Source organism: Streptomyces sp. NPDC059373 (assembly GCF_042751495.1).
Taxonomy (GTDB): Bacteria; Actinomycetota; Actinomycetes; order Streptomycetales; family Streptomycetaceae; genus Actinacidiphila.
In genome coordinates, this window is sequence record NZ_JBHYXC010000026.1 from 43992 (window position 1) to 59494 (window position 15503).

A 15503-nucleotide genomic window follows, 5' to 3' on the forward strand; every position below is an offset into this window, starting at 1 on the left:
TCACGTGGCGCCGCCACGCGCTTCGGAGTCCTGGCCGTCGGCGGCGAGCATGATCATGAGATCGGCGAGTTTGGGAAGCGTGTTGTAGTCACGGATACGGAGGTCCGCGGGCGGGGTCGGCAGGTCGTACCGGTCGAGCAACGCGACCAGCAGCTCGGTCTTCTTGACCGAGGCGATGCCGAGGTCGGCTTCCAGATGGGCGTCGTCGGTGAAGACGTCCTCCGGATAGCCCAGGGCCTCGGCGAACGTCGAGCGCAACTCGTCGACAAGCGCACCGTATTCGGGCAGAGCGCCGGAGGAGGCGGGGGCGGAATCGGCCGGGGCCCGTTCCCCGAGGGAAAGGGACTGCGGGGCGTCACCGGCCTCCTGAGCGGGGACGGTCCCGGTCGCCGGCGCGTCCCACCGAACCGCCGGAGCAGTGTGGGCGGCCTCCCGGAGGGACACGGCCCCCGGTGCGGGAGCGGGTGCCGACACGGAGCGGGCGGTGACCGGTGCAGGGTCCTCGGCGACCACCGGGCGCGGACGCGGAGAGGTGACCGCGGTCCGCCCTGCCGGAGCCGCGACGGCGGCCGGCGGCGCGTCCGGCGCCAAGTGGCCGCCGGACTGCAGCAGCGCGTCCAGGATCTTCAGCCCGTCCGTGCTCCCGGGCGGCGGGCCGATCAACTCGGCGTCCGGCGGCAGGCATTCGACGGCGCACTGGGTCAGCAGCGGCCGGGGCCCCGCCTCCAGGAAGACGCCCACCTGGTGATGGGCGTGCAACTCCCTTATGGCCCGCACGTAGTCGACCGGATCGGTCAGGTGCCGGTTGATGACGCGCCGTACGTCCTCGACCGTGCGCACCTGGCGTCCCAGCAGCGGGGAGAAGACACGTGTGCGCGGCTCCTCGACGCGGTAGGCGGCCGTGGCCTCGGCCACCTGCCGGGCCGCCCCGGCCAGCAGGGGATTGTGATGCGGGTACACCACGAGCAGCCGGGTGGCCTGGATGCCCAGCGCACGCGCCGCCTTCTCCAGGCGGGCGAGCTCTTCGGCGTTGCCGGACACCACGGTCTGCTGGGGCGCGTTGAACAGCGAGGGCTGCAGCGACCAGCCGCCGACGGCCCCGCAAAGATGCCCGGCCCGCTGCGCGCCGACCCGCAGAGCCGTGAGCCCGCCGGCGAAGTCACCCTCGGCCAGGGCGATTTCACGCTCGCAGAGCACACGGGCGGCGTCGTACGCGGACAGACAGCCGGCTGCGGCCAGCGCGGTGAGTTCCCCGGTGCTGTGGCCGATCACAACGTCACCGGGACGGCCGTGCGCTACCAGCTCCCCGTGCAGGGCGAGCCCCGTGGCGAGCGAGGCCAGGTGCAGCCGGGTGGGTGTCTGGGCGAGTTCCTCGATCTCCGGCCCTTCGGGGTCGGTGAGCGGGACGGACACCGGCGGAACCCCGTACGCACGAGCCGCCCGGTCCACCTCGCGCAGCAGCTCGGTCACCCGGTGCTCGGTCGCGGCCAGATGCTGCAAGGTACCGGGCGCGTAGCCGCCGAGCCCCGGGAACTGTATCGCCATGTACGCCATGGGGTGCCTCCGTGGATCAGGGGCGACAGAGGGCAGGAAGAAACGTTTCTGCTCTCTTGGCGGGACAAGGCAATAGCACGCCGCGTGATCCAGTCAATGGCGCTCAGGGGCAACGAGTTGCGTGGACGTGCGCCCAGCGCACGGATGTACCGACGTGACAGTTTCGGAGATTCCTGTGCTCCGCCGTGCGCCAGAACTTGCGTTAATTCGCGCCCCTGCGCCCCTGTTTCGGGCCGGATGGCCCTCCCGGGTGTCCGGTCGATGTCATGCATCTGCCATAAAGCGGGAGGGGTCCGCGCGGAACCCAGTCGACTTCCTGGCTCGTCCTTGATTGTTCGGCCTTTGCTGTCCCTAGAATTGCCGACCGTGGAAATCATGGAGCGACCGGAGCGCTGCTCCTCATCAATGCGCGATAATGTCGACGTGGTCCGTCGAATCTGATCAAGGAAAGCCGGGGAGCATTCCGTAACTGATGCGGCGTTCGAGAAAAAGAGGTGGTCGTGCGCAACCTCTCGGTAATGGAATTCCCGGGCTACGGCGACTATGTGCCGGGAGCGCTCGGGGGGTTGCCTGGTCGTGTGCCGGAGGTGCGGGGGGTCCTGGACGAGACCGACGCTGCTCTGCGGACGTACGGGCACGGACCGCTGTCCGGTGCGCTCACCGACTCACAGGGGCCCGCCTTCGAGGACCTGGCGCGCTCGACCGTGCTTATGCACGTCGCCACGTTCGCCGTTTCCGCGGCGCTGTACGCTGCCCTGCGCGCCAGGGGCGTCACCGGTGACATTCTCCTCGGCCACAGCGAGGGGGAGTACACGGCCCTGGCGGCGGCGGGCTGCCTGTCCGTCTACGACGCGGTGCGCCTGCTGTGCGAACGCGAGGAGGCCATCGAGGAACTGGGAGAAGGGGCCGGCGGCGGCCTGACCGTGCTGATGGCGGACGCTTGGCGCGCGGCCGACCTGTGCCGGGCGGCGGGCGGTCGCACGCTGCAACTCTCCGTCTTCAACTCCCCTGGACAGACTGTTGTTTCGGGTCGTACCCGGGACCTGGACGCGCTGGAATCCCTGGCGCGGGCCATGCGTCTGCGGGTGACACGGCTCCTGGTGCCGCACCCGCGTCACAACCCGATGCTGGCCCGGGCCGGTCACCGTCTGGCCGCCGTCATGGAGGACTTCACGGTCCACGCCCCAAACACCCGCCTGTTCTCCCCTGTCGCCTTGCGCTTCGTGCGGGACGAGCGCGACGCGCGGACGACCATCGTGCAAAGCCTGACCGACCCCGTGCACCACGTCGAGGCGGTACGGATCCTCCATGATGACGAGGAGGCCGGAACATTCATCGAGGTCGGAGTGCGCCCGATGCTCGCCGGGCTCACCGCTGACTGCCTCCCCCGTGGCGTCAAGGTGGTGGGCCCGCCCTACGGGGCGCACGACGCCAGGCAGGTCCTGGACGCACTGACGGTCGACGGTACGCGCCAAGCGCCGGGTATTGGCCCGGTCCAGTGCGAAACTCCTGGTCCCTCGCCTACACGACCGCGAACCTCGTCATGACCAACAACCCCGGCCAGAGGGTGCTGGGCATGTCACGAACGATCGCGTAGTGCAGCAGGTCGCCGGCCTGTGCGACGGCGCGCTGGTACGGCCTGGGGGGCGGGCCGGCCACCGGCGGCGTGACCGGTACCCCCAAGCACGTAGGGCAGGGCACGCTCGTGCAGGAAGGCGCAGGATGGGGTCCTTGCCGTAGCCGGTAGTCGGCGTTGGCCGCCACCCAGGCAAAGGGCAGGTCGCACTCGATGGCGCCGCACAGCATCTCGATGCCCGGCCCGGGCTTGGTGGCGAAGGTGATCTCCTCGGGCACCCGGACGGCTTCCGCTGGGGTACGGCATATTCTGATACCTGGAGTCCGTCTGGTTTGAAATAGCTATAGAACCGCCCGACATGCAGTGGAACGCTCCTCCAACTACGGCCCCGGCCTCCAGCTGTACTACTCCTACACCGTCCAGGCCTGGGCCTTCGGACGCAGCGCCGACATCGCCGGGCGACCCCTGGCGAGCCGCCTCCGGCACCAAACCCCCAGCACAGGCCAATGGACCCACCTGGTAGGCGTCTACGACGCTCCCGCCCAGGAACGACGCCTTCACGTCAACGGCAAACTCACCGGCACACAAGCCTGGACCTCTACACCCCCTGGAACGCCACCGGCCCCTCCAGATCGGCCGCAGCGTCAGCAGCGGCTACCTCGACTACGCCAACGCCTCGATCAGCAACGTCCGCCTCTACCCCACCGCCCTGCCCCCGCCGACGCCTCAGCCATCGGCGACACCCCAAGGCCGTCCAACTCGACTGAGGCACGCAGCCATCTCCCCCAGGCCCGTCCCGGCCGCGCCCCCGGGACGGGCCCGACCCATGGCGCGGTCAGAGGACCCGCAGGCCCCAGACCTCGACAGACGGCCGGCGAGGGCGCGGGGGCCGGGGTGCGGCGGCTAACTTGTCGAGTCACGACAAACGCGGAGCAAGCAGATCCCCTCCCGTGACCCGGTCCCAGAAGGCACGGCTCCTGCCGACAGCCGGATTGGAACCATCCCTCCACCGTTTCCGCAAGCGTCAGTGAGGGCCGTTTGCGGCACTCGGATGCGCTCCAGGCAGACCACCCGCCGCGCTCAGGCTGTGCCAATGCGCTCCCCTCGCGCTCCCCTGACCAACCCGCGTCCCATTCAACGCGCCACCAAGAGCAACTCAATGCCAAGAAGTCCCAGGTCAAAGGGCTAAACCACCAACAAGTTCCGCTAGCCGTTCCCGCGAGACAACCGGCGACCGACGCACAGTAATGCGTAGGTCGAATCGAAGCCCGCGTAGTCCAGCCCGAGGCCGAGCGCGTATTTCCAGGAGATCCGGTCCGCGACCGCCTGGGCAGCCTCACGGTCGGCGAGGTTGTGCCGAAACTGCAAGATGGTCACGACCAGGAGGAATGCCGGAGACAGACCCGGCTGCCCGAGCGAGGAGTACATGCCCTCGAACTCGCCGGACATGAAATCCTCATCAGTGAACAACGGACCCAAGGCGTCCCGGACCCGCATCTCATCGGTCCCCCGCGGATGCACCCGCCAAGCCAGCGAAGCCGTGTCCTCCGGGACCTCCCCCACACCCACCGGCCGCAACACAGTCGGCCCCCAACACAGGCCACGCTCACCCCTGGCAGACGAGCGCCACCAATGTCCCACAACCACCCTCAGCGACTTCGCCAACGGAATCAGGACTACTTCCACCGCGTGTGGTCCACCGCTTTCCGCGCCGCCGACCTCGCCGACGCGGGCAGCGACGAGCCGGACGAGTACAGAGATACGTGCACAGCCGACGGCGACGACCACGAACAGGAAGCTGTATGAACACCGCCACCGTTCCCGAACCCCGCACCGAGGCGGCTCTGGACGCCCGCCGACGCAAGACCGAAGCCGCCCTTGAGCGCGTCCACCAGGCCATCGCCCGGATCCGACGCGAGAAAGCCCATGTCAGTGTCGCCGCCGTCGCCCGCCGAGCGGACGTCTCACGCACCTTCCTCTATGACAACACCGAGGCCAGAGCCGCGGTCGCCACCGCGCTCGCCGATGTCGGCGAAGGCCGGACGCAGTTGCTCGCCGACCAGGACGACGAGCGCGAGGCGACCTGGCGCGAACGCGCCCTGAACGCAGAGGAAGGGCTCAAGGCCGCCCGGGCCGAGATCCTCACACAGCGCACCCGCATCGGCGAACTCCTCGGCCAAATCCGCGACTTGCAGGCCGAATGGACCGAGGAAGCGATCCAGCGGATCACCACCGAGAACACCACGCTCAAACAACGGCTCCGCCAGCTCACCACTGACAACCGCACCCTCGACGAGCGACTCAAGGCCGCACGCTCCAACCTCCGCTTCCAGGACCGCCGTGTCGCCGATCTTGAAGCCCGCATCGCCGACCCGGGATCAGCGATGTGATCGCGTCCCGCTGAACAGGGGTTTTCGGGGAGCAACAGTTATTTTTCACACCGACCCCAGCTCACGCTGAAGAAGCTCGACGACTTCCCGGAGTTCCGCCGAGTCCGGCGGGCTTACGCCAGCTCCAGTACCGCCACGACGTCCTCGACAGCTGTCTCACCGGCACCAGGCTGGCGCCCGCCCCACCATGACGACATCACCTATTCAAGGTCAGTAGTGTTGGATGGCTTCCATCGTCGGCCGCCGTATCGGGCGAGGGCTTCAGTGAGTTCTGTCCGCTGCTGTTCCGTCATCGGCCCGAGGATGCAGACGGGAAATCGGTTGGGAGCCTCTGAGGCTGCCAGCCCGAATTGCTTGGCCACCTCAGAGGCTCCCAGGCGCGGGTAGGGCCATCGCCGGTGGCGTGTTCGTCGGTCGGCCGGCGCCCCGTTCGGGCCGCAGGTGGACGCCGGTGTACCCGAATGGTCCTCCAGCGGCGATCCTCTCGATGGTGACGCGCTGGATCTGGTCCCAGGTGAACTCGCGGCGTCCCTTGGCGCCGGTGGTCACGATGCCGTGCGGACCGACGTGCAGTGTCCAGCCCGTTTTGTTCTGGGCCAGACGCTCTTGATGTGCACGAAAGATCGCTGCAACAGCGCAGCCGACGGCAGCCAGGGCGAAAATTGTCGCGCCGACGATGGAGCCAGCCCACGGACTGTCGTCTCGGGCTATTCCGTCAGGGTCATAGTGAAATGGCAGGTAGAAGCCCACGAGCGACACCAGGCCCAGGGCCCCTGTCGTGATCCCGAGGCCCTTTTGCCCCCGCTCGCGCGTGCTGTCCGCATAGGAGGACAGAGGCTCCTTGCCGGTCCAGGAAACAGCGAAAGGGCCGACCGGTTCGGGCAGTTGCCGCGTCGAGGGCGACTGCGCCCCGGGCGCAAGGCCCGGTCCGCGGTCTTCTTGTCCGGTCGCGTCGCTCCGACCTGTCACCCCGTTGGTTCGGGAACCCTCCGCCGTGGCCCGGCCTGTTTCTACAAGCCACTCTGGTAGGGCGAGTTCATCTACGCCTCCGCGTTCGGTGGAACGCGGCAACGGCGTGGTGCTGTCGACGTTCGCCTGGAGACCCCGTATGCGGTCGTGGACCTTCTGTGCCGACTCAGGCCGCCGCATGGGATCACGATCCAGAAGTTCAGCGACGAGCGTGGTCAGAGCGGGCGACAGGTCCGATCGGAGCGAGTCGATCCGGGGAGCGTCCTCGTCCAGTTTTCGGCGCAGGATCGCCATGGCGTTGTACTGCCCGGTGAAAGGGGGTCGGCCGGTGAGCATCGCGAAGAGCACGCTGCCGAGTGCGTACAAGTCCGAGCGTTCGTCGCCACGTTCGCTGAGGAACTGCTCCGGTGCGCCGTACTCGATGGTTCCGGCGGGAGTCAGCTGCGATGACCGAGCCAGGGTGAACGCGGTCTGGATGAATCCGGCAATGCCGAAGTCGACGACTTTTACCTGTCGGTCGGCGGTGAGCATCACGTTGTGGGGCTTGATGTCGTAGTGGATGACGCCGGCCCGGTGCGCGGCTATAAGGGCCGCGCAGATTCCCTGGGCGATGGTCAACGCGCTGGTGGGGTCCATCGGACTCTTGTCATGGATGTGTTCGCTGAGTGTGGCGCCCTCGACCTTCTCCATGACCAGGAAGAGAACATCCTCGTGGACACCGCGGTCGTAGAGGGCGACGACGTTCGGATGGCTGATCTGTGCGGCGGCCACCGCTTCGCGCTCGAACCGCCAAGACAACTCCTGCAAGGCCGGATTGTCGGGGACGAGTATTTTAATGGCCACGTCGCGGTGCAGGGTACGGTCCCGCCCTGCCCACACCTCGCCCATACCCCCACGGCCGAGCCGCTTGACCAGCTCGTACCGGCCCGCGATCGTCTCGCCTCGCTCCACGCGTACCCCCGTTGATGCTGGCATGCCAGTTCCTCGGAACCAGGATACGAGCGGCAAGGCCAAGAACCAGGCCGATCAGAGCAGGGGATGGAGTGTTCACCGCTGGGGCTCAGAGTGCCGTCCACAACGGCATCCTTGGCCAAGCTCGTGGGACAGGAGGATGCTGACACCGAGTGAGATGCACCAACCATCACGGACATGTAGTCTATGAATCGTCGCAGTTCAGAGCCGGTGTCCGAGCTCCTGCGGTCGGTAATCTCGAATACAAACGTTCAAACGGGAAGGCAGTCATCACACAGGCCCTGTCGTACCTGGCGTGGCTGCGGGATCATCGGCACGAGTTCGAGAGCCTGGTGAAGGAAAGGCTGGGCGACGAGGTGGCCGACTCGGTCGACTGGAGTAGTCCCCGGCTAGTACTCCAGCCTCAGATCTTGATTCGGTGGTCGGTTGGTTTCGTTCTGTCTCCATACTGCGAGTCGTGTGGGCTGAACCGTTCCGGGTCGAATAGAGACTCGATTCTCTGAGAGGATTGAGTCATGGCACGACCTTCCAATTACCCCGCTGAGCTGCGCCGACGTGCGGTGCGCATGGTCGCCGAAGTGCGAGCGGATCACGCCACCGAGTGGGCCGCAATGAAAGCCGTCGCGTCCAAGCTCGGCATCGGCTCGACCGAGACCCTGCGCAAGTGGGTGCGTCAGGACCAGGTCGATGTCGGCACCCGGCCCGGGGTGAGCACGGAGGAATCGGCCGAGATGAAGCGGTTGAAGAAGGAGAACACCGAGCTGAAGCGGGCCAACGACATCCTCAAAGCCGCGGCGTCTTTCTTCGCGGCCGAGCTCGACCGGCCACACACACGCTCGTAGCGTTCATAGACGAGTACCGGGCCCGCTTCGGCGGTGTCGAGCCGATCTGCCGCGTCCTCACCGAGCACGACTGCAGCATCGCCCCCTCCACCTACTACGCCCACAAGAAACGCCAGGAAACACCCTCGGCCCGGCAGATCCGCGACGCGGAACTCAAGCCCCTGATCCAGGAGATCTTCGACGCCAACTACCGCGTCTACGGGGCCAGAAAGATCTGGCACGAGCTCAACAGGCAGGGGCACTCGGCGGCCCGCTGCACCGTCGAGCGCCTCATGCGCGAGATCGGCATCACCGGCGCGGTCCGCGGCAAGAAGGTGATCACCACGATCGCCAATCCGGCCGCGACACGGGCGCCCGACCTGGTGGACCGCGACTTCGTTGCCCAAGCACCCAATCGGTGCTGGGTCGCGGACTTCACCCACATCGCCACCTGGGCCGGCGTCGTCTACGTTGCGTTCGTCGTGGACACCTTCTCCCGCCACATCGTCGGCTGGTCTGCCTCGACGTCGAAGGAAACCCAACTCGTCCTGGACGCACTTGAGATGGGAATCTGGCAACGCGACCGCGACGGCCGCCCGCACGCCCCGGGCGAACTGGTCCACCATTCCCATGCCGGGAGCCAGTACACCTCGTTCAAGCTCGCCGAGCACCTCGACAGGGAGAACATCGCGGCCTCCATCGGCCCAGTCGGCGACGCCTACGACAACGCCCTCATGGAGTCGACGATCGGGCTCTACAAGACCGAGCTGATCAAGCCCCAACGGCCGTGGAAGACCCTGGCCGAAGTTGAACTGGCCACCGCGGAGTGGATCGACTGGTACAACTTCCGCCGCCTGCACGGTGAGATAGGCCACGTCCCGCCAGCCGAATATGAAGCCCACCACTATCTGACTGCCACAAAACTGCAGGTCACAACCACAACCTAGAGTCTCTACCGAACCCGGAACGGTTCAGCACGCTCCGTCCCAGTGAGCCGAGGGGCCTGGTGGTGTGTCGGCGCCCCGCTGGTCTTGGGTGCCGACGAGAGAAGAGCGTGCTGCAGAAGGCGGGACGCCAGAACCGCCTCTGGGGACGCCCCGAGGACGTCTTGGGACGTTTTAGGGGTGAGTCAGGCGCCGAAGGTGATCCATCAGAGCGTGCACATCGCTCAGATCAGCGAGCACGAAGGAGGCGCCGGCTTGCTGGAGTTCGGCAGCACTGTGGACGCCCGAGGCCACCGCCACGATGTCCGAGCCTGTCTTGAGCGCGGCATCGACGTCTCGGGGGGTGTCGCCGATGAGCACCACCGGGGCGCCGTCCGGAAGGCCGTAGGCAGCGCGGATCCTGCTCCGGGCAACGTCCACCAACGCCGCACGGTCGGTTGAGTCGGCACCGTAGGCTCCGACCTCAAGGTCGAGGAGAGCGTCCAAGCCGAAGGCGCCGAGCTTTACGCGCGCGTTGGCGGCGATATTGCCGGTGAGGACGGAGGAGATCATGCCGTCTTCCTCGGCTACTGACTTCAGGGCCCCGTACACCCCGGGCAGAACCCGGCCCCGCTGGCTCAGATCGGCCTCGCGGCCCGCCCCCGCCGCTTCCAACGCGGACAGGGCGTCCTCCCAATCCGGCGGCTCCAGGCCGTGGTCGAGGAACATGTCGGCGATGATGAGACGGTCCGTCCGCCCCTCCGTACGCGCGGGTCGTGCCGGCGGTCGCCCGGCAAGACGGGTGAACGCGGCGGCGTAGATCTCTTTGCTGACCCCGGCGTTGTCGATGAGGGTGTGGTCGATGTCCCAGAGCACGATAAGCGGCACTCTCCAAGCGTAAGCACAGGACCAGAGTGTCCCCACGGGGCCGGACGTCCTTGCGAGTGAGACGACAGGTCCGGTTGGATAGTCCGAGTGAATGAACGATTGCGCTCCGCACTCGTCCAGCGGGGGATCACCATTGAAGAGCTCGCAGAGCTCTGCTCCGTCGACCCGAAAACCGTCGACCGCTGGCTCTCCGGACGCGTGCCACACCGCCGCCACCGCTTTGTCGCTGCCAAGCAGCTGCAGGTCGACGAGGTGTACCTCTGGCCGAACGACCGCCAACGACCGGTACACCTCGAAGCGCTGCGGTCGGAGATCATCGAGGTCTACCCGAACCGGGCCAGCGTCCCCCGGGACACCTGGATATCCCTCCTGCTCGGTTCCATGAAGCAGATCGATGTCCTCGTCTTCTCCGGGACCTTTTTCGCCCAGACCAACCCGCACATCGCCCGCATGCTCCAGGAACGCGCGCAGGCCGGCGTCAAGGTTCGACTGTGCTTTGGCGATCCGCACGGAGATGCAGTGGCCGTCCGGGGCCGCGAGGAGGGGATCGGCGACACTTTGTCCGCGAAGATCCGGGCATCGCTGACGTACTACCGCAGCCTCGTCGGCGCCCCCGGCTGCGAAGTACGGCTGCACGACGCGACGTTGTACAACTCCCTCTTCCGCTACGACGACCAGGTGCTGGTCAACCCGCACATCTGGGGCCAGCCCGCCAGCGCCAACCCCCTCCTCCAGCTCAAGCGCATGGCCGGCACCGACTGGTTCGACCGCTACGCCGACAGCTTCGATGCCGTATGGAACACCGCGCACCTCTGGGCGCCCGACCGTCAGGAGCACCACCCACGTGGGCAGGACTGAGTATTACCACGACCCGAAGGCCCCCAAGGCGAACACCTTGATCCCGGCCAGCAACCTCCTCGTCGTCAACGACGAGGGAGCAATCCTGCTCCAGCGGCGGCGCGATACCGGGCAATGGGCATTGCCGGGGGGAGCCCAGGACATGGGGGAAACCCCGGCGCAGTGCGCCGTCCGCGAGTGCCAGGAGGAGACCGGCATCATCGCCGAGGTCACCGGTTTTCTCGGGGTGTATTCCAACCCGGCCCACATCATCGAGTACACCGACGGCGAGATCCGGCAGCAGTACGAAGCCGCCTACATCGGCCGCCCGATCGGCGGTGCTCCGACAGTGAACGACGAGGCCGACGGGGTGCGTTGGGTCCGCCCCGAGGAACTGGACGGCCTCGACATCCACGCCAGCATGCGCGAGCAGATCGGCCACTACCTCTCAGGGAACTATCCCTACCTGGGCTGACCGAAACCTACAAAGTCAGTCCTACCTCGGCCGCCCGCGCCTGCACCCGGTCCACACTCCCGTGGATGGCGGGTGCGGCCCTGCGGATGAACCGCCCGACCACGCTGTCAGTCCCGTAACCCCCGAGGATCTCCTCCACCCGGGCGTACGACGTCGTCGCGGCCCCGTCCGGAGTGGTGGTCATGTCGCAGTACACCAGGGCGTCCACCAGCAGATCATCGTCCGGCAGCGGAAACTCTGCCTCCAGGGTCTCCCGTAGTCCCCGCTCCTCGGCTTCCAGCAGCGCGAAGGAGTGGTTGGCCACCAGCCGCACGATGCGCTGATCCACCGCAGGCAACGTCCGCAAGTGGCGGGCGCCGTCCAGGGGATGGAAGCCTGTCTCCACCACGGCCGGGGCATAACCGATGTCGTGCAGGACAGCGGCAGCCCAGAGAGTCTCTATCTCGTCTCCGACGACCGGGGCCAACGCTTCAGCGCGAACCGCCACCCCACGCGAGTGCGCCCACCGGCGCGGTAGCGGGTCCGCAAGTAGGGACTCCGCGAGTTCATAAGCCCACCCGACCACAGCCATAACGGCGAGGGTACCTCCCGTTCCCGACACGATCCGGTCCGTTCTCCACGCCCCGGTCTCACGTGGCAGAAACGTCCGAGGACGTCTGAGGAACGTCCTCGGACGCGGTTCTGGCGTCCCCAGGTTTCGCGGCACGCTCACCCTGTCCGCCGGCGACGCACTACGACGTCCCTGGAACAGCACGGGCAAGGCGAACATCCGTGCCTCGGTGGCGGACGGAATCACCGCCCCCATCCGATCGCTCCTCGTTGAAGGAGCCAGCCCCGAAGGAGCGCCAAGTGGGCAACACCCCGGGCCTTCTCGTCGCCGAAGCGAGTGAGCACCTGCTCGCGGACGACCCTGCCAAGAACACCAACGCCTCGACCGAGGACGACGGCGGCCTGCTGGTCGCGGTCGAGCAGCTGACCACCGCTCACGACCGCTACGAATCGGAGCGGTCCGACACCACCAGCTCGCAGAACAGCGCGGGCGACGACGGTGAGAACCGCGACCTGAACCTTCCGAAGAACTAGGAGAACACCATGGAGCACCGGCTCGTCTCGGGTATGGAGAAGGCGCTCGGCTGGGACGGGCCGGGCGCCGTGGGCTCGGCGTTCGCCCGCGGGCAACTGGCGGACCCGGACCTGGCCTCGCGGCTGATGAACCCGGCCCGGCTGCTGGCGACCGTGCAACGGCGGCATCTGTCCAACCCGCAGTTGCGTTGCTACGCCGGCGGGAGCGAACTGCATCCGTCGAGCTACCTGTCCACCGTCGTCAACCGGCGGCGGCAGGGTGTGAGCCAGGCGGACATGGCCGCGCTCGGGCGGATCCTCAGCGGCGGCGGGACCATGGTTCTGGACAGCGTGGACACCTTCGACCCGACCCTGGAAACAGCCTGCCGCGCGCTGGGCTGGTGGTCGGGCGAACTGGCCTCGGCCAACGCATACCTGACGGTCGGCGACACCGACGGTTTCCACCTGCACTGGGACGACCACGACGTGATCGCAGTGCAGCTCTCCGGCGAGAAGTCCTGGGAGGTGAGGGGTCCATCGCGGACGGCACCGATGTACCGGGACGCGGAGCGCAACCTGACACCGTCGGAGGAGATCCTCTGGGCCGGGAAAATGGTCGCCGGCGACGTGATGCACATACCCCGGGGCTTCTGGCACACCGCGACCCGGATCGGCTCCGGAAGCGACGGGCACTCCCTGCACGTCACTTTCGGACTCACCAAGCGCACCGGCGTCTCCTGGGTCAACTCCCTGTCCGACGCGGCTCGCGCGGACCAGGACTTCCGCACCGACCTGGAGAGCGCCGAGGTCAGCGGTCAGACCGATCGGCTCATCGACCGGCTCACCTCCCTGGCCCGCGAGTACGACCCGGACCGCTACCTGGCGGACCTGCGAGCGAACACGCCGGCTGCCCGTCACATGCCTTATGTTTCGGCGTTCGGTCCGCTGGAGCAGGTGGCAGCCGTCACCGAGTTCGAGCCGGTGATCACTTCGGCAGCCGACACCGTCCAGGTGACCGCAGCCGCCAAGCGGCTCACCTTCCAACGCCGCGCCGAGCCATGGCTGCGAGCCCTCCTTTCCGGACACCCGGTCCACCTCCACGACGACGGCCCGGAACTGACGACACTCGCTGAGTTTTTGATCAAGGAGGGCCTGTGCGCACCACTGACCGACGAGTCGTCCTCGGGCTATACCGGTCTGGTCACTCCCGTGACCTTCTCGAAGGCGCCCTCGAACTCGGTGTGACAGCGCTGGACACCGCCTTCAACTACAACGGCTTCACCTCGCACCGCACCCTGGCCCGCATCGCGCCGGACCTGCTCCCCGACTTCGACCTTTCCACGAAGGTCGGTTACTTCCCCGACGGCCACGACCTGGACCCGCAACGGCTCCGAGAGGCGGTCGAGCAGTCGGCCGAGGACCTCGGGCGCATCCCGGACACCGTCCTGCTCCACAACCCGGAGCGTTCGCCCGGTGACCTCGCACCCGCCTGCGCCGCTCTGTCGCAGATGCGGGATCAGGGGCTGTGCCGGGCCTGGGGCATCACCACGTGGGATCCCCGCCCCTTGCGCCATGCCACCAGAGATATCCCGCGCCCCGACGTGGTGATGATCCGCACCGGTCTGACCGTTCCCGGGGCCGTACTGGACGCCGCCGAAGAGTTCACCGAGCGCGTCAACCCACTCCAGCGCTGGGGCATGGCACCGTTCGCCGGGAACACCGCCGACCCCCTGTGGACGACCGTCGACACCGCACTTTTCGTCGCTCCGGGGCAGCAGGCCACAGCCGTCCAGGCAGGTATCGCCGCAGCGTTCGCCCTCCCCACGGTGTCCCGGCTCGCTGTCGGAACCTCCAGCCCCGGCCACCTGGCCGAACTGGCTTCCGGCGCCCGCTTGGAGACCAACGCCAAGACGATGACGCACTACCGCGTACTGCTGCGTCGGACGGCTACCGTAGGCGAGCGAGAAACGGGCGAAAGGAACGGCAGTGCTGCCTCCCATGGATGATCTGTCCACCGTCCCCCTAGACGACGTGCTGGACACCGTCGAGCGCCGACTGGATCTCCGGCTCAAACGGCAGGACGGCCACTACAGCAAGTACAACGGCACGGCCGGATTCCCCACCGACACCGGCACTTGGGTACGCCTGGCCTGGCGACGGACCAGGAAGATCAACACCCAGGCGTGGACCGGATTCGAAGCAGCCGCGAGCATCGAAGGCGTGCCCCGCCCCGAATGGTCCGCGGCTACCGTCTGGTCGGACACATCCCGAGGGGTGGTCTGGCGCGCCGACGACATGACCCTCATCGAGGACGGCGCACTCTCATCGACCGCCGACCTTGCCACCGACCCCCTCCTACCTGATCGGTGGTGGACCGACCTGCACTCCGCGCTGACCAACCTGGCCGGGCACACCACCGATCGAGTGTGCATGAGCCAGACGCACCTCACCTCCCGCATCCACGAGATCTACGGGGGGAACGTCGAAACGACCATCACGGACTGGTCCTGCGCCCACGGCGACCTGGGTTACGCGAACCTCTCCGGCCCGCGCCTCGCCATCCTGGACTGGGAAAGCTGGGGCCTGGGCCCCCTCGGCTGGGACGCCGCCTGCCTCTGGAACGCGTCACTGGCTGTCCCCGCCCTTGCTGAGCATGTGCTCAACCTCTTCGACGAGGTTCTGAACACGCGGTCCGGCCGCCTGTCACGCCTGTTGCTGTGCGCGAACACCGCGCGAGCGTTCAAACGGACCGGAGTGCAAGCACCGTTGACCGAAGAGATGGCGGCGGTCGCCGACGTGCTCCTTGCCCAACTGACGCACAATCGCTCCTCCAGCCTGTGACGCGGCCGAGTCGAGGACAAAGCAGCGGAAGCTTTCCGGGGCGCCTCGGTATCCGGTGTCGTTCAAGGGCGGGATGCCGTGTTCGGCTGCAAGGCGGTCGAGGGCTTCCCGCAGTCCGTGCGCGGGGGCACAGGTGCGGCTACGCACGTCATGACCCAGCCCTGCCAACAGGTCACCGTGTCGTACCGGCGCGCA

Annotated in this window: 16 protein-coding genes; 10 read left to right on the top strand and 6 right to left on the bottom strand. The window is 67.4% G+C overall.

The features are described from left to right. Entirely contained in the window at positions 1 to 1545 is a 1545-nt protein-coding gene (locus tag ACFXJ5_RS28475) for an acyltransferase domain-containing protein (protein WP_384637002.1), read from the bottom strand. Between the two features lie 527 nt (positions 1546 to 2072). On the opposite strand from ACFXJ5_RS28475, the gene ACFXJ5_RS28480 reads away from it, so the two are divergent. Beyond that, a complete protein-coding gene (locus ACFXJ5_RS28480) occupies positions 2073 to 3101 on the top strand; it encodes an ACP S-malonyltransferase (RefSeq protein WP_384637005.1) in 1029 nt (342 codons plus the stop codon). Here ACFXJ5_RS28480 and ACFXJ5_RS28485 read toward each other — a convergent pair. Beyond that, positions 3076 to 3408: a hypothetical protein gene (locus ACFXJ5_RS28485; protein ID WP_384637008.1), complete on the bottom strand. Its 333-nt coding sequence runs from the start codon at positions 3406 to 3408 to the stop codon at positions 3076 to 3078. The genes ACFXJ5_RS28480 and ACFXJ5_RS28485 overlap by 26 nt on opposite strands. 85 nt (positions 3409 to 3493) lie before the next feature. On the opposite strand from ACFXJ5_RS28485, the gene ACFXJ5_RS28490 reads away from it, so the two are divergent. Further along, positions 3494 to 4084 carry a LamG-like jellyroll fold domain-containing protein gene (locus ACFXJ5_RS28490; RefSeq protein WP_384637011.1) on the top strand — a complete coding sequence of 197 codons (591 nt, stop codon included), beginning with the start codon at positions 3494 to 3496 and terminating at the stop codon, positions 4082 to 4084. A gap of 252 nt (positions 4085 to 4336) precedes the next feature. On the opposite strand, the gene ACFXJ5_RS28495 is transcribed toward ACFXJ5_RS28490, so the two are convergent. After that, entirely contained in the window at positions 4337 to 4918 is a 582-nt protein-coding gene (locus tag ACFXJ5_RS28495; RefSeq protein WP_384637014.1) for a transposase, read from the bottom strand. 14 nt (positions 4919 to 4932) lie between these two features. On the opposite strand from ACFXJ5_RS28495, the gene ACFXJ5_RS28500 reads away from it, so the two are divergent. After that, a complete protein-coding gene (locus ACFXJ5_RS28500) occupies positions 4933 to 5520 on the top strand; it encodes a DUF6262 family protein (RefSeq protein WP_384637017.1) in 588 nt (195 codons plus the stop codon). Between the two features lie 363 nt (positions 5521 to 5883). Here ACFXJ5_RS28500 and ACFXJ5_RS28505 read toward each other — a convergent pair whose 3' ends face one another. Next, positions 5884 to 7464, bottom strand: coding sequence for a protein kinase domain-containing protein (locus tag ACFXJ5_RS28505; protein ID WP_384637020.1), 1581 nt, complete (start codon positions 7462 to 7464; stop codon positions 5884 to 5886). A 512-nt stretch (positions 7465 to 7976) separates the two neighbouring features. On the opposite strand from ACFXJ5_RS28505, the gene ACFXJ5_RS28510 reads away from it, so the two are divergent. Next, positions 7977 to 9229 (top strand): IS3 family transposase gene (locus ACFXJ5_RS28510; protein ID WP_384637023.1). Its coding sequence is split into 2 segments (ribosomal slippage): positions 7977 to 8259 and positions 8259 to 9229, totalling 1254 coding nucleotides; the frame shifts between segments, so codons are not numbered across the junction. Positions 9230 to 9400: 171 nt separating this feature from the next. On the opposite strand, the gene ACFXJ5_RS28515 is transcribed toward ACFXJ5_RS28510, so the two are convergent. After that, a complete protein-coding gene (locus ACFXJ5_RS28515; protein WP_384637026.1) occupies positions 9401 to 10093 on the bottom strand; it encodes an HAD family hydrolase in 693 nt (230 codons plus the stop codon). An 87-nt stretch (positions 10094 to 10180) separates the two neighbouring features. Here ACFXJ5_RS28515 and ACFXJ5_RS28520 point away from each other — a divergent pair, with 87 nt between their 5' ends. Beyond that, complete coding sequence (locus tag ACFXJ5_RS28520; RefSeq protein WP_384637029.1) at positions 10181 to 10951, top strand: helix-turn-helix domain-containing protein; 771 nt, start codon at positions 10181 to 10183, stop codon at positions 10949 to 10951. Then, the gene (locus ACFXJ5_RS28525) at positions 10938 to 11405 is read left to right on the top strand and encodes an NUDIX hydrolase (RefSeq protein ID WP_384637032.1); all 468 of its coding nucleotides are present in this window, start codon (positions 10938 to 10940) and stop codon (positions 11403 to 11405) included. Before ACFXJ5_RS28520 ends, ACFXJ5_RS28525 begins: the two co-directional genes overlap by 14 nt. Positions 11406 to 11412: 7 nt before the next feature. On the opposite strand, the gene ACFXJ5_RS28530 is transcribed toward ACFXJ5_RS28525, so the two are convergent. Further along, the gene (locus ACFXJ5_RS28530; RefSeq protein ID WP_384637035.1) at positions 11413 to 12210 is read right to left on the bottom strand and encodes an HD domain-containing protein; all 798 of its coding nucleotides are present in this window, start codon (positions 12208 to 12210) and stop codon (positions 11413 to 11415) included. 44 nt (positions 12211 to 12254) lie between these two features. Between ACFXJ5_RS28530 and ACFXJ5_RS28535 the strand changes: the two genes are divergently transcribed. Genes ACFXJ5_RS28535 through ACFXJ5_RS28550 form a run of 4 tightly spaced genes read left to right on the top strand, consistent with a single transcriptional unit; the run spans position 12255 to position 15308 of the window. Beyond that, complete coding sequence (locus ACFXJ5_RS28535) at positions 12255 to 12488, top strand: hypothetical protein (RefSeq protein WP_384637038.1); 234 nt, start codon at positions 12255 to 12257, stop codon at positions 12486 to 12488. Between the two features lie 9 nt (positions 12489 to 12497). Beyond that, a complete protein-coding gene (locus ACFXJ5_RS28540) occupies positions 12498 to 13712 on the top strand; it encodes a JmjC domain-containing protein (RefSeq protein ID WP_384637040.1) in 1215 nt (404 codons plus the stop codon). Then, positions 13709 to 14473: an aldo/keto reductase gene (locus tag ACFXJ5_RS28545; protein ID WP_384637043.1), complete on the top strand. Its 765-nt coding sequence runs from the start codon at positions 13709 to 13711 to the stop codon at positions 14471 to 14473. The genes ACFXJ5_RS28540 and ACFXJ5_RS28545 overlap by 4 nt, the downstream gene beginning before the upstream one ends. Next, positions 14466 to 15308 carry an aminoglycoside phosphotransferase gene (locus ACFXJ5_RS28550; RefSeq protein ID WP_384637046.1) on the top strand — a complete coding sequence of 281 codons (843 nt, stop codon included), beginning with the start codon at positions 14466 to 14468 and terminating at the stop codon, positions 15306 to 15308. Before ACFXJ5_RS28545 ends, ACFXJ5_RS28550 begins: the two co-directional genes overlap by 8 nt. The last annotated feature ends 195 nt before the right edge of the window (positions 15309 to 15503 follow it).

Bases quoted from the DNA above. Each gene is read 5' to 3' on its own strand.
- ACFXJ5_RS28475 (WP_384637002.1), bottom strand. From the start codon at position 1,545: ATGGCGATACAGTTCCCGGGGCTCGGCGGCTACGCGCCCGGTACCTTG.
- ACFXJ5_RS28480 (WP_384637005.1), top strand. From the start codon at position 2,073: ATGGAATTCCCGGGCTACGGCGACTATGTGCCGGGAGCGCTCGGGGGG.
- ACFXJ5_RS28500 (WP_384637017.1), top strand. From the start codon at position 4,933: ATGAACACCGCCACCGTTCCCGAACCCCGCACCGAGGCGGCTCTGGAC.
- ACFXJ5_RS28505 (WP_384637020.1), bottom strand. From the start codon at position 7,464: ATGCCAGCATCAACGGGGGTACGCGTGGAGCGAGGCGAGACGATCGCG.
- ACFXJ5_RS28530 (WP_384637035.1), bottom strand. From the start codon at position 12,210: ATGGGGGCGGTGATTCCGTCCGCCACCGAGGCACGGATGTTCGCCTTG.
- ACFXJ5_RS28540 (WP_384637040.1), top strand. From the start codon at position 12,498: ATGGAGCACCGGCTCGTCTCGGGTATGGAGAAGGCGCTCGGCTGGGAC.
- ACFXJ5_RS28550 (WP_384637046.1), top strand. From the start codon at position 14,466: ATGGATGATCTGTCCACCGTCCCCCTAGACGACGTGCTGGACACCGTC.